Genomic DNA, 11,748 nt, shown 5'->3' on the forward strand with positions numbered 1-11,748 from the left:
TACCTGTGTCGCCAAGCGGTCATCGCCTCGGTGGTAGACTGCCTCCTCCCTACGTTTGAGAGAGCAAGACGATGACCTTCGGCATCTGGCTGACCTTTCTGCTGGCGGCTTGTCTGGTGAGCCTGTCTCCCGGGGCCGGTGCCATCAACACCATGAACAGCGGCATGACCCACGGGGTTCGCGCCACTCTGCCCACCATTCTGGGGCTGCAGCTGGGCTATGCGATCCAGATCCTGGTGGTGGCGATCGGTCTGGGGGCGCTGCTGGCCTCCTCGACCACCGCTTTCCTGGTGATCAAGTGGATCGGGGTCGCCTATCTGGTGTGGCTGGGCATCCAGAAGTGGCGTGCCAGCGGGGCGGTCGCCATCCAGAGCCGTGCGGAGAGCGCCCCGCACCGGCAGTTCTGGCAGGCTGCGCTGGTCAATCTGACCAACCCCAAGGCGACGGTATTTCTGGTCGCCCTGTTTCCGCAATTCATCGCCATGGGCGAGCCGGCGGCGTCCCACGCCGGCCAGTTGCTGGTGATGGGTATTACCCTGCTGGGGGTCGATATCCTCGTCATGGGCGGCTATGCGGTACTGGCCAGCCAGTTCAAGGCCTTCATCACCTCGGCCGCACGCATGCGCATCGTCAACCGCGTCTTTGGTTCGTTTTTCATCCTGGCGGCTGGGGTGCTGGCGCTCTATCGTCGTGCCTGAGGGCCTGTTAGCCTTTATTGCTGTGATGATTATGGAAAATAAGTCGTTCCTAGGTGGGGCATGTCGGCTCACGGCAGGCCTTAGCTGGTAAGAGAATCATCAAGACGAAGGCCAGGGTGTCGAAGGATGAGCATTGAGTCCTATTTTCTTTATGTCGTGGTGTGTCTGGCCGCAACCGCCACACCCGGCCCGGCAGTACTGCTCATCATGACCAATAGCATCAGGTTTGGACTCGGCTCTGCACTCGTGGCCGTTTTGGGGAATGTGTCGTGCCTGTTGGCCCTGTGCCTGATCTCGGCGTTTGGGATCGGTCGTTTTCTCATTCAATTTCCGATCTTCTTTAAAGGCATCGAGGTTCTGGGTGCCTTGTTCTTATTCTATCTTGGTGTTAAGAATCTGTTGTATAAAAGCGCCGCGCCCGGTTTGTCCGGACAAGGCGACGCCACAGAAGCCTCATACAACGGCTTGGCATCAAAGCGACATGTCTATGCTGAGGCATTGATGGTCGCGGCGAGCAACCCGAAGGCGTTGATTTTCGTTTTTGCCTTGTTCCCACAGTTCATCGATGTGAACTCGGCAAGCGTGATGGATTTTTTGATATTGACGGTAACGTTGATTGCTTTCTCTTTCCTGTTCTTGTCGATGTATGCCTATCTGGCCCACAAGATTCATGGAAGGTTCCTTTCCCAAACTAGCGTGTCATGGATCTATCGGGCGAGTGGGGCGATTTTTATATTGGCCTCCATGGGGCTGCTGCTCAACTCCAATTATTCTTGAGTTTTCGCCGAGCTCCTGGCCAGACGCTATAGGAAAACTACCCGCGCCCGGCTATACGGCATTAAAAATCGGCAAAAGCGCCGTTTGGCCCGCTTTCGCCGGTTTTTGTCTTTGCTGCGTGCCCCGGCCTTGCCTTCGCTCGCCGGCTTTTCTAGACAGAGCCTAAGCGTTGAGCGCCTCGGCGACGGCATCGAGCCGCCCCGGTACCAGGGCGTCATCCAGCGCGCTGATCCGCAGTATATGGCCCAGGGCCGGATGCGCCGGGCGGTGGATCAGCGTGCCCTCGTCGAGCAGACGACGGTGCACGGCAGCGGCCCGCTCGGCGCTGTCGAGGCGCACGGCCACGAAGTTGGTGGCGCTGGGTAGCACCTCGGCGCCCTGCGCTGCGAGCCAGCTTGAAAGGGCCTCGCGCCGCTGGATGACTGCGGCGACATGGGCGCGGGTCTCCTCCGGGTTTGCCAGCAGGGTTTCGGCCGCAGCCAGCGCCAGCGATGAAACCGCGTAGTGAATCCTCACTTTCATCATGACGGCCAGGATCTCGGGCGTGGCGATGGCGTAGCCGACGCGCAGCCCGGCCAGCCCGTGGGCCTTGGAGAAGGTGCGCAGGCGTATCACCCCCGGCCATACTGCGCTTGCCGCCGGCGCCCAGGCGTCGTCACGGAAGTCGTGGTAGGCCTCGTCGAGCACCAGCGTGCAATCGTCGGGCAGGGCGTCGCGCAGGGCCAGCACGTCGGCGTCGCGGTGGAGATGGCCGCTGGGGTTGTCAGGGTTGGCCAGATAGACCACCCGCGCGCCTTCGCGCACCGCCGCTGCCGCCAGGGCGTCGAGATCCGGCGCCAGGTGACCGTTGGCGCTGGCGTAGTCGACCTCGATCTCGCGGCCGCCGTGGCCGCGCACGAAGTAGCTCCAGGTCGGATAGGTGCCGGCGCTGGTGATCACCGGGCTGCCGGAATCACAGGGCCCGGATTCACATAGTGCGCGCAGTGCCAGCGCCATCAGGCTGTCGGCACCGGCGTCCACCAGCAGGGCGTCATGGGGCAGGTCGAGGGCCTGGCTCAGGTGCGCGCGCAGTGACCACGCCTCGGCGTCGCCGTAGGTGCGCGCCAGAGTCGCGAGCTCAGGGCCGAAGCGCGCGCTGAGCGCCCGGTGCGGCATGTCGAGCCCCTCGTTGGAGCCGATGCGGTGCGGCAGCGCATGGCCGAGCCTGCGCTCCAGCGCGGGCAGCCCGGGAAAGGGGTTGTGCGGTCCATCCTGGGTGTCGAGGTGGCGGGCAAAGCGTGACATGGGCTCTCGATCCGGCTGCAAATGAAAGGGGAAGACGGTTCAGGGCGCGCCGCGGGACCCGGGCAGGGCGTCGAGATCGAGCGCGCCGCTGGCCTGCCACTGCCAGTGCTCGGACGGCGTGGCGACATGGGTCAGGTCGAAGCGTAGCCGGTAGGGCTGCAGGGTGCGGTCGCTCAGCACCAGCGGCGGCGCATCGGCGCTCAGGCTGGCCTGCAGCAGCCACTGGTCGGGGGTGGCGCCGTCGAGCTGCGCCGGGACCCAATCGAGCACGTGGGGGGAGTCCGGCTGGCTCAGCAGGGCGCGCCCCAGGGCCTCGTTGAGCGCTGCGGCCGAGATCGGCAGGCGCGCGGCGACCTCCGCCGGCCCCAGCAGCACGGTGATCTTCGGTGTCTGCGCGGCGGGCCACGGCGGTTTCTTCAGCAGCCCCGTGGCGGCGCTCGCCGCCAGGCCCCGCAGCGCCTGGCGCGGCGTCTCGGGCGCGCTGGCCAGCCCGCTGCAGGCGCTCAGCAGCGTCATCAGGCCGAGCCCGACGAGAGCTCTGAGCACCCGGCGGCTCACGACGTCGCTTCCGGGGGCTGTTGCGGCGGCGCTTGAGTCGTTGCGGGCGTGCCGGGGGCAACGAGAAAGCTGTCGAGCTGGTCGAACAGGGTGTCGCGGATGGTGGCAGACTCGTTGACCAGATGGTGGCGCGCTTCCGGATGGCGGACGATCTCGGCGCGCGGAAACTTGCGCTTGAGCGCCTTGAGATTCCAGCGCCAGTCGACCGTCATGTCCTGCTCGCCCTGCAGGATCAGCACCGGCAGCTCGGCCGGCGGGCGCTTGAGCAGGGTCGGCATCCAGCGGCGCATGGCACTGACCCAGGTCAGGGCCAGGCGATCGTCCTGCAGCGGGTCGTGCAGGCGCAGAAAGTCGGCGAAGGCGATATTGTTGGTGTTGGGACGGTACTTGCGCGGAATGGTGTCGACGAACGGGCTGGCCAGGCTGTGCAGCCAGCGCGACTGGTTCCAGCCCCACGGGCGCACCAGCGGTGCCAGCAGCACCAGCGCCTGCCATGGCGCCTCGCTGCCACGGGTCAGGGTGTCGGTGGCGACGATCGAGGCGCCGGTGCTCTGGCCGGCCGCCAGCCAGGGCCCCGGCGCCAGCTCGCGCGCCTGCATTGCGGCCTCGACGGCGTTGAAGCAGAGCACGTAGTCGGTGAAGTCGTCGATGGTCGAGCGTGCGCCGCTGGAGAGGCCATGGCCGGGCAGGTCCCACAGTACGACCTGCCACTGCTGCGCCAGTAGCCGTGCGAGCAGATGGCCGTAGAGGCCCAGGTGGTCGAAGTAGCCGTGCACCACGAACAGGGTGCCGCGCGGGGCCGGAGGCGCCCACACCTGGCACCACAGGTCGAAGGTCTTGCCGGCGTCGCCCGCCGCGTTCAGGAAGCCGGCGTGGAGCTGGGTGCCGGGGTGGGCGTCGAGCAGCGGTGTCAGATGGTAGTGGTCCAGGTAGGCGGCGAGTGGCGAGGTGCCGGGCGACGCGATACGGTGGATGGGACCGAGGGCCTTCAATGGCGAAAAGTCGAGCATGCGCGAGTCTCCTGAGACCTCTCATGCTAACCGCCAGTGGCCTGTGAAACCATGACGGAGGTTGCCTGACGCCGGCGTTATGGTGCCGGAGGCGATGAGGTGGACCAAGGTCGAACGAGACATCGCCGGCAGCGCGCTCTATCATGGGTGAATGATTTCTGTGGAAATTATTTCCATAAAATGACTTGCATGGATTGTTTTCCGGGGCGCCGCCCGTGCGGCGTCCGTCTCTTCTGACGCCGGGCCGCGGCCCGCACTGGAGGCTAGTATGACGCAGCGTGTTTCTCATCACCGTCTGCAGGTGGCGACCGAGCTCGAGCGCTTTCTCGAACAGGAAGCGCTGCCCGGCACCGGGCTCGACCCCGACACGTTCTGGCTCGGTTTCGATGCGCTGATCCACGAGCTGGCGCCGCGCAACCGCGAACTGCTCGCCGAGCGCGACCGGCTGCAGGCGGAGCTCGACCGCTGGCACGCCGAGCATCCGGGTGAAATCCGTGACATGGCCGCCTACCGCCAGTTCCTCTCCGATATCGGCTATCTGGTCGAGGCGCCGGCCAGTGTGACCGCGAGCACCACCAACGTCGATGCCGAGATTGCGCGCCAGGCCGGCCCGCAGCTGGTGGTCCCGGTGAGCAACGCGCGTTATGCGCTCAACGCGGCCAATGCGCGCTGGGGCAGCCTGTATGACGCGCTCTACGGCACCGACGTCATCGCCGAGAGCGACGGCGCCGAGAAGGGCAAGGGCTACAACCCCAAGCGCGGTGAGAAGGTGATCGCCTACGCGCGCAACGTACTCGACATGGCGGCGCCGCTGGCCACCGGGTCGCACCGCGACGCCACGCGCTACCTGATTCGCGACGGCAGGCTGACGGTAGCACTGGAAGGCGGTCGTGAGACCGGGCTCCAGCACCCCAGCCAGTTCGTCGGCTATCGCGGCGAGGCCAGCGCGCCCGAGGCGGTGCTGCTCTCGAACCACGGCCTGCATCTGGAGATCCAGATCGACTCGAGTCACGCCATCGGCAAGACCGACCCGGCCGGGGTCAAGGACCTGCTGGTCGAGGCCGCGGTGACCACCATCATGGATTGCGAGGATTCGGTCGCTGCGGTCGACGCCGAGGACAAGACGCTGGTCTATCGCAACTGGCTGGGCCTGATGAAGGGCGACCTCGAAGAGCGCTTCGACAAGGGTGGCAAGACGGTCACCCGCCGCCTCGCCGACGACCGTGAGTACATCCAGCCCGACGGCGGCAGCCTGACCCTGCCGGGGCGTTCGCTGATGTTCGTGCGTAACGTCGGCCATCTGATGACCACGCCGGCGATCCTCGACGGCGACGGCAACGAGATCCCCGAGGGCATGCTCGATGCGGTGGTCACCGCGCTGATCGCCATGCACGATCTGGCGCGTGATGGCGGCAACTCGCGCGCCGGCTCGGTCTACATCGTCAAGCCGAAGATGCACGGCCCTAAGGAGGTCGCCTTCGCCGACGAACTGTTCGCCCGCGTCGAGACGCTGCTGGGGCTGGCCGAGCACACCCTCAAGATGGGCATCATGGACGAGGAGCGGCGCACCTCGGTCAACCTCAAGGCGTGTATCGAGGCCGCCAAGGCGCGAGTCGCCTTCATCAACACCGGCTTCCTCGACCGCACCGGCGACGAGATGCACACGGCGATGAACGCCGGGCCGATGCTGCGCAAGGGCGACATGAAGGGCAGCCGCTGGATCGCCGCCTACGAGCGCAGCAACGTCCAGGTCGGGCTGGCCTGTGGCCTGCGTGGGCGTGCCCAGATCGGCAAGGGCATGTGGGCGATGCCGGACCTGATGGCGGCGATGCTGGAGCAGAAGAGCGGGCACCCCAAGGCCGGTGCCAATACCGCCTGGGTGCCGTCGCCCACCGCCGCGGTGCTGCACGCGCTGCACTACCACCAGATCGATGTCGCCGCGATCCAGCGCGAGCTCGAGGAGCAGGGCGAGAGCGATCTGCTCGACGATCTGCTGACGGTCCCGGTCGACCCCGAGGCGGCGTGGAGCGCCGAGGAGATCCAGCAGGAGCTCGACAACAACTGCCAGGGCATCCTCGGCTACGTGGTGCGCTGGGTCGAGCACGGCGTGGGCTGCTCCAAGGTGCCGGACATCCATGATGTGGGCCTGATGGAGGATCGCGCCACGCTGCGTATCTCCAGCCAGCACATCGCCAACTGGCTGTATCACGGCATCGTCGACGAGGCCCAGGTGCGCGCGACGCTGGAGCGCATGGCCAAGGTGGTCGACGAGCAGAACGCGCATGACCCGGGCTACACGCCGATGTCCTCGCACCTGGCCGACTCCAGTGCCTTCCAGGCGGCCTTCGAGCTGATCTTCAAGGGGCGCGAGCAGCCCTCCGGCTATACCGAGCCGCTGCTGCATCACTGGCGCGCGGTGGACAAGGCCAAGGGCTGAGAACGCATTGCCAAACGCCTGTATGGGCGTCGGGGGCACGGCGAAGCGAGGGTCCTTTGCCAGAGATGGCAAAGGTAGCGCCCAGGGATGGGTTAACAGCGCCCTCGCAGCGCCTTGCCACCGAGTAAGCCCATCCCAGCCACCGGTGTGAAAGAAACACTAGGTAAAGGCGGTAACCGCCCGATCTCGACGCCAGCGACCCCGGTCGCTGGCGTTGGCGTGTTTGGGGCGGCGAGTGTGGGGCAGCGAGTGTGAGGCGGCGCTACGCTCGCGATGTTCGTCGGAATGATCTTAGGGACATGCAGAGCGCCCCGCTGTGCCTGATGCGCGGCTTGCGCTATCTTGGGGCGCAACGTTCTCGAGCGTCCTGTGCCTGGGCATGAGGTCCGGCGTGCCGAGAACCGCTGCCGGGGAGAGTTCGATGACCGTGATGACCGCCGCCGAGATCGAGGACTACCTCGACGACGTCTTTCCACATCGCCAGGGGACCATCGAAGCGGTCGACCACATGCGCGCCACCATGAGCCTGGCGATCGAGGACGAACACCTGCGCCCCGGCGCCAGCGTCTCGGGACCATCGATGATGGGGCTGGCCGATGTCTGCCTCTACGTGGCGATCCTGGCCGAGATCGGCCCCGAGGCGATGGCCGTGACCAGCAGCCTCAACTGCCACTTTCTGCGCCGCGCCCGCGGTGACCGCGACCTGATCGCCAACGCGCGCATCCTCAAGCTGGGCCGGCGTCTGGCGGTGGGGGAGGTGCAGCTCTTCTCCACCGGCGACAACGACCCGGTGGCGCTGGTCACCGCGACCTATGTGCTGCCCGACCGCGACGATTGACGCCACCGGCTGCCGTCACGCCGATGGGCGTTGACGCCAGGCGGCGATCGCCAGCATCACCCAGCCTGCCATCAGCAACAGCCCGCCGAAGGGCGTGACGATACCCAGGGCGGTGATACCGCTCAGCGTGAGCAGATAGAGCGAGCCGCTGAACAGCACCATGCCCGCGAACCACAGCGCGATGGCCGCCAGCTGCCCGCGCAGCGGCTGCTGCGCGCACCACGCCAGCAGCGCCATGATCGCCAGGGTGTGCCAGGCCTGATAGCGCACCGCGGTATGGAACACCTCGAGATAGCGCGGTGTGAGGCGATCGGCCAGGGCGTGGGCGCCGAAGGCACCGGCGACCACCACCAGCAAGCCACTGATGGCCACGCCGACCCAGGCGGGACGCGCGGCGCTACACTTTTGGGGCATGTTGCGTTTTCCTTGCGCTGACTATGCTGTAAGGCGCGCCCGCGCTGTCGGGCCGCCTGGCAACCTGGACTGGCGACGCGTACCCAGAGCACGCGTGCGGGCGTCGGGGCGTTTTCTGCGAAGTTCGTGCGTGTTGCGTACAGCTTCGCAGAGAGCCCCTGCACGACACGCGACGTGGGTCGTGATTTGACGCTCGTCAGTCTAGCGCGTAAAAAGCCGCTTCGGCAGCCGTCTGGGACGGCTCGGGTCACCGCTTTCCACCAAGGATCTCCGAAATGGAATTCATCGACACGCTCCGTGACGCGATTTACGCGATCATGAACCCGATCAGCAATTTCGTCTGGACCTATATCCTGCTCTACCTGCTGTTGGGGGCGGGTATCCTGTTTACCGTGTTGACCCGGGGCATGCAGTTCCGCCTGTTCGCGCACATGGCGAGGGTCACCTTCACCAGCCGCGGCTCCGGCTCCGGCGTCAGCGGCTTCCAGGCTTTCGCCACTTCGCTGGCCGCCCGGGTCGGTACCGGCAACCTGGCCGGCGTGGCGATCGCGCTGTGGGTCGGTGGCCCCGGGGCGATCTTCTGGATGTGGATGACCGCGCTGGTGGGCTTCGCCACCTCGTTCATCGAGTCGACCCTGGCTCAGGTCTACAAGCAGCGTAACGCCGATGGCGTCTACCGCGGCGGGCCGGCCTACTATATCGAGCGCGCGCTAGGCCAGCGCTGGATGAGCGTGCTGTTCGCGATCTTCCTGCTCATCGCCTATGGCCTGGCGTTCAACGGTGCCCAGTCCAACACCATCGCCCAGGGCATGGCGCAGGCGTTCTCGATCCCCAACTGGATCACCGGCTTGGTGCTGGTCGCGTTCACCGCGCTGGTCATCTACGGCGGGCTCAAGTCGGTGGCGCGTACCGCCGAGAAGATCGTGCCGATCATGGCCATCGGTTACTTCCTGGTGGCGCTGTGGGTGCTGCTCTCCAACCTCTCCGAAGTGCCGGCGATGCTGGCGCTGATCGTCAAGAGCGCGTTCGGCTATGGCCCGGCGGTGGGCGGTGCGGTGGGCTATACCATCAAGATCGCGATGGAGAACGGCATCAAGCGCGGGCTGTTCTCCAACGAGGCGGGCATGGGCTCGGCGCCCAACGCCGCCGCCCAGGCCGACGTCAAGCACCCGGCGGCGCAGGGTCTGGTACAGTCGTTCGGGGTGTTCATCGATACCCTGGTGATCTGCAGCTGCACCGCGGTGGTGATTCTGCTCTCCGGGGTCTACGAGCAGCTGATGACCACCTCGCCGGGCAAGGATATCGTGGGTATCCAGCTGACCCAGGACGCCATGGTCGACCACCTCGGCAGCTTCGGCGAGATCTTCATCGCCATCGCCATCCTGCTGTTCGCCTTCACCTCGATCATCGCCAACTTCTCCTACTCGCAGATCAACATCGAGTATCTGTTCAAGCGCCACGCCAAGGCTGCCGTATCGGTGCTACGTATCGCCGTGCTGGCGATGGTGATGATCGGCTCGATCGCCAAGCTGCAGTTCGTGTGGGACTTCGCCGACCTCGCCATGGGGCTGATGGCGACCACCAACCTGATCGCCATCCTGCTGCTGTGCCCGATCGCCCTGCGTGTGCTGCGCGACTACGAGACCCAGCGGCGCCAGGGCGTGCGCGAGCCGACCTTCGATCCCAAGGGCGTGCTCAAGCGTCCCGAGCAGGTCGAGGCCGACGTCTGGCCGCGCCGCGACGACTGAGGCGCGCTATCCGAGCTTGCCGGCCGGCCCCCAGGGGCCGGCTTTTCGTTGGAGGGCCTGACGCCCGTGGCGGGGCGGGCGAAGCGCTGGCGCGGGCGTGCCGTGTCCGGCGCAAGACGCTACAATACGCCCCCACGACTGGAGACCTCTGGAGCGTCGTCATGCAGATCCAGCTCAACGGTGAACCCCACCAGCTCGATCACGACCCCACGCTCGCGCGCCTTGTCGAGGCGCTGGGCCTGGGCGGGCGCCGTGTCGCCATCGAGCTCAACGAAGAGATCGTGCCACGCAGCCAGCACGCGCAGACCGCGCTTGCCGAGGGCGACCGCGTGGAGATCGTGCATGCCATCGGTGGCGGCTGAGCGCCGTCATGTCTATCAGGAGTCACGCATGTCGCAGCTGATCGAGGACACCCCGCTGACGGTCGCCGGCCGTCGCTTCCACTCCCGCCTGCTGGTGGGCACGGGCAAGTACCGCGACTTCGACGAGACCGCGGCTGCGGTCGCGGCCAGCGGGGCTGACGTGGTCACCTTCGCCGTGCGGCGCACCAACCTGGGCCAGGATGCGGCCGCGCCCAACCTGCTCGACGTGATCTCGCCCGAGCGCTATACCCTGCTGCCCAATACCGCCGGCTGCTATACCGCCAAGGATGCGGTGCGCACCTGCCGTCTGGCGCGGGAGCTGCTCGATGGCCACAACCTGGTCAAGCTCGAGGTGCTGGGCGACGAGCACACCCTCTATCCCAACGTGGTCGAGACCCTGGCCGCGGCCGAAACGCTGGTCAACGACGGCTTCGATGTCATGGTCTATACCAGCGACGACCCGATCGTGGCCAAGGAGCTCGAGCGTCGCGGCTGCTGTGCGGTGATGCCGCTGGGCTCGCTGATCGGCTCCGGCAACGGCCTGCTCAACCCGGCCACGCTGCGCCTGATTCTCGAGCAGGCCGAGGTGCCGGTGCTGGTGGATGCCGGTATCGGTACCGCCTCCGACGCCGCCCTGGCGATGGAAATGGGCTGCGCCGGGGTGCTGATGAACTCCGCCATCGCCCATGCCCGCCACCCGCTGATGATGGCCGGCGCCATGCGCAAGGCGATCGAAGCCGGGCGCGAGGCGTTTCTCGCCGAGCGCATGCCGCGCCGCGACAGCGCCAGCCCCTCGTCGCCGTTCGCCGGGCGCATCAACCCCTGAGCTGCCTGTGCCCGCCGCCTCGGCGGTGGGTCTCTTTCACCCACCAAGACGATAGCCACGCCGCATGACCGACAAGCCGACGGACCCCAACGAGACCGCCACCGACACCCCGCATCAGCGCGGCATCAAGAGCTATGTGCTGCGCGCCGGGCGCATGACCGCCGCCCAGGAGCGCGGCCTCAAGGAGGTCTGGCCGCGCTGGGGGCTGACCCTGGAAGACGGGCTGCAGGACCCGGTGGCGCTGTTCGGACGTGACGCCCCGCGGGTGGTCGAGATCGGCTTCGGCATGGGGCAGTCGCTGGTCGAGCAGGCCGAGACTCACCCGGAGACCGACTTCATCGGTATCGAAGTGCATGCGCCGGGTGTCGGCAAGCTGCTCGACGAAGCCGACAAGCGTGGCCTCACCAACCTGCGCGTCTATCGCGAGGACGCCCTGGCGGTGCTGGCGCAGTGTCTGCCGGCGGAGAGCATCGACACCCTGCAGCTTTTCTTCCCCGACCCCTGGCCGAAGAAGAAGCATCACAAGCGGCGGATCGTGCAGCTGCCGTTCGTCGAGCTGGTGCGCACCCGGCTCAAGCCCGGCGGCACCCTGCACATGGCCACCGACTGGGAAGCCTACGCCGAGCACATGGCCGAGGTGATGGCGGCGGCGCCGGGCTATACCAACACCGCCCCCGCGGAGAGCGCGCCTTATGTGGCGCGTCCCGCCTTCCGCCCGCTGACCAAGTTCGAGAGCCGCGGCGAGCGTCTGGGTCATGGGGTCTGGGATCTGATCTTTCGTCGCGATTGACCCAGG

At 66.6% G+C, this 11,748-nt stretch carries 12 protein-coding genes; 8 read left to right on the top strand and 4 right to left on the bottom strand.

What is annotated here, in order from left to right; genetic code table 11:
* The first annotated feature begins 71 nt into the window (after nt 1-71).
* A complete protein-coding gene (gene rhtB / locus ABV408_RS00955) occupies nt 72-698 on the top strand; it encodes a homoserine/homoserine lactone efflux protein (RefSeq protein ID WP_353980686.1) in 627 nt (208 codons plus the stop codon).
* Nucleotides 699-824: 126 nt separating this feature from the next.
* Nucleotides 825-1,475 (top strand): LysE family translocator, encoded by a 651-nt coding sequence (locus ABV408_RS00960; protein WP_353980687.1) that lies wholly within the window; start codon nt 825-827, stop codon nt 1,473-1,475.
* Nucleotides 1,476-1,637: 162 nt separating this feature from the next.
* On the opposite strand, the gene ABV408_RS00965 is transcribed toward ABV408_RS00960, so the two are convergent.
* From ABV408_RS00965 to ABV408_RS00975, 3 genes are read right to left on the bottom strand one after another with little or no spacing between them, the layout of a single operon-like run.
* Nucleotides 1,638-2,759 carry an aminotransferase class I/II-fold pyridoxal phosphate-dependent enzyme gene (locus tag ABV408_RS00965; RefSeq protein ID WP_353980688.1) on the bottom strand — a complete coding sequence of 374 codons (1,122 nt, stop codon included), beginning with the start codon at nt 2,757-2,759 and terminating at the stop codon, nt 1,638-1,640.
* A gap of 39 nt (nt 2,760-2,798) precedes the next feature.
* Complete coding sequence (locus ABV408_RS00970; protein WP_353980689.1) at nt 2,799-3,305, bottom strand: hypothetical protein; 507 nt, start codon at nt 3,303-3,305, stop codon at nt 2,799-2,801.
* A gap of 8 nt (nt 3,306-3,313) precedes the next feature.
* Nucleotides 3,314-4,327 (bottom strand): alpha/beta hydrolase, encoded by a 1,014-nt coding sequence (locus ABV408_RS00975; protein ID WP_353980690.1) that lies wholly within the window; start codon nt 4,325-4,327, stop codon nt 3,314-3,316.
* Nucleotides 4,328-4,595: 268 nt separating this feature from the next.
* Here ABV408_RS00975 and ABV408_RS00980 point away from each other — a divergent pair, with 268 nt between their 5' ends.
* Entirely contained in the window at nt 4,596-6,764 is a 2,169-nt protein-coding gene (locus ABV408_RS00980; RefSeq protein WP_353980691.1) for a malate synthase G, read from the top strand.
* Nucleotides 6,765-7,185: 421 nt separating this feature from the next.
* Entirely contained in the window at nt 7,186-7,602 is a 417-nt protein-coding gene (locus tag ABV408_RS00985; protein ID WP_035476385.1) for a PaaI family thioesterase, read from the top strand.
* Between the two features lie 15 nt (nt 7,603-7,617).
* Here ABV408_RS00985 and ABV408_RS00990 read toward each other — a convergent pair whose 3' ends face one another.
* On the bottom strand, nt 7,618-8,016 hold the full coding sequence (locus tag ABV408_RS00990; RefSeq protein WP_353980692.1) for a DUF423 domain-containing protein: 399 nt from the start codon (nt 8,014-8,016) through the stop codon (nt 7,618-7,620).
* A gap of 275 nt (nt 8,017-8,291) precedes the next feature.
* On the opposite strand from ABV408_RS00990, the gene ABV408_RS00995 reads away from it, so the two are divergent.
* From ABV408_RS00995 to trmB, 4 genes are all read left to right on the top strand, one after another.
* On the top strand, nt 8,292-9,764 hold the full coding sequence (locus ABV408_RS00995; protein WP_353980693.1) for an alanine/glycine:cation symporter family protein: 1,473 nt from the start codon (nt 8,292-8,294) through the stop codon (nt 9,762-9,764).
* A gap of 161 nt (nt 9,765-9,925) precedes the next feature.
* The gene (gene thiS, locus ABV408_RS01000; RefSeq protein WP_035476393.1) at nt 9,926-10,126 is read left to right on the top strand and encodes a sulfur carrier protein ThiS; all 201 of its coding nucleotides are present in this window, start codon (nt 9,926-9,928) and stop codon (nt 10,124-10,126) included.
* Nucleotides 10,127-10,154: 28 nt separating this feature from the next.
* Nucleotides 10,155-10,952, top strand: coding sequence for a thiazole synthase (locus ABV408_RS01005; protein WP_353980695.1), 798 nt, complete (start codon nt 10,155-10,157; stop codon nt 10,950-10,952).
* A 64-nt stretch (nt 10,953-11,016) separates the two neighbouring features.
* Nucleotides 11,017-11,742 carry a tRNA (guanosine(46)-N7)-methyltransferase TrmB gene (trmB, locus tag ABV408_RS01010; protein ID WP_353980696.1) on the top strand — a complete coding sequence of 242 codons (726 nt, stop codon included), beginning with the start codon at nt 11,017-11,019 and terminating at the stop codon, nt 11,740-11,742.
* Nucleotides 11,743-11,748 lie beyond the last annotated feature (6 nt).

It is taken from the genome of Salinicola endophyticus, assembly GCF_040536835.1.
GTDB lineage: Bacteria > Pseudomonadota > Gammaproteobacteria > Pseudomonadales > Halomonadaceae > Salinicola > Salinicola endophyticus_A.

Excerpts from the sequence above, each read along its gene's own strand:
- ABV408_RS00995 (WP_353980693.1), top strand. The coding sequence starts at position 8,292 with ATGGAATTCATCGACACGCTCCGTGACGCGATTTACGCGATCATGAAC.
- ABV408_RS00990 (WP_353980692.1), bottom strand. The coding sequence starts at position 8,016 with ATGCCCCAAAAGTGTAGCGCCGCGCGTCCCGCCTGGGTCGGCGTGGCC.
- trmB (WP_353980696.1), top strand. The coding sequence starts at position 11,017 with ATGACCGACAAGCCGACGGACCCCAACGAGACCGCCACCGACACCCCG.
- ABV408_RS00985 (WP_035476385.1), top strand. The coding sequence starts at position 7,186 with ATGACCGTGATGACCGCCGCCGAGATCGAGGACTACCTCGACGACGTC.
- rhtB (WP_353980686.1), top strand. The coding sequence starts at position 72 with ATGACCTTCGGCATCTGGCTGACCTTTCTGCTGGCGGCTTGTCTGGTG.
- ABV408_RS01005 (WP_353980695.1), top strand. The coding sequence starts at position 10,155 with ATGTCGCAGCTGATCGAGGACACCCCGCTGACGGTCGCCGGCCGTCGC.
- ABV408_RS00965 (WP_353980688.1), bottom strand. The coding sequence starts at position 2,759 with ATGTCACGCTTTGCCCGCCACCTCGACACCCAGGATGGACCGCACAAC.
- ABV408_RS00960 (WP_353980687.1), top strand. The coding sequence starts at position 825 with ATGAGCATTGAGTCCTATTTTCTTTATGTCGTGGTGTGTCTGGCCGCA.
- ABV408_RS00975 (WP_353980690.1), bottom strand. The coding sequence starts at position 4,327 with ATGCTCGACTTTTCGCCATTGAAGGCCCTCGGTCCCATCCACCGTATC.
- thiS (WP_035476393.1), top strand. The coding sequence starts at position 9,926 with ATGCAGATCCAGCTCAACGGTGAACCCCACCAGCTCGATCACGACCCC.
- ABV408_RS00980 (WP_353980691.1), top strand. The coding sequence starts at position 4,596 with ATGACGCAGCGTGTTTCTCATCACCGTCTGCAGGTGGCGACCGAGCTC.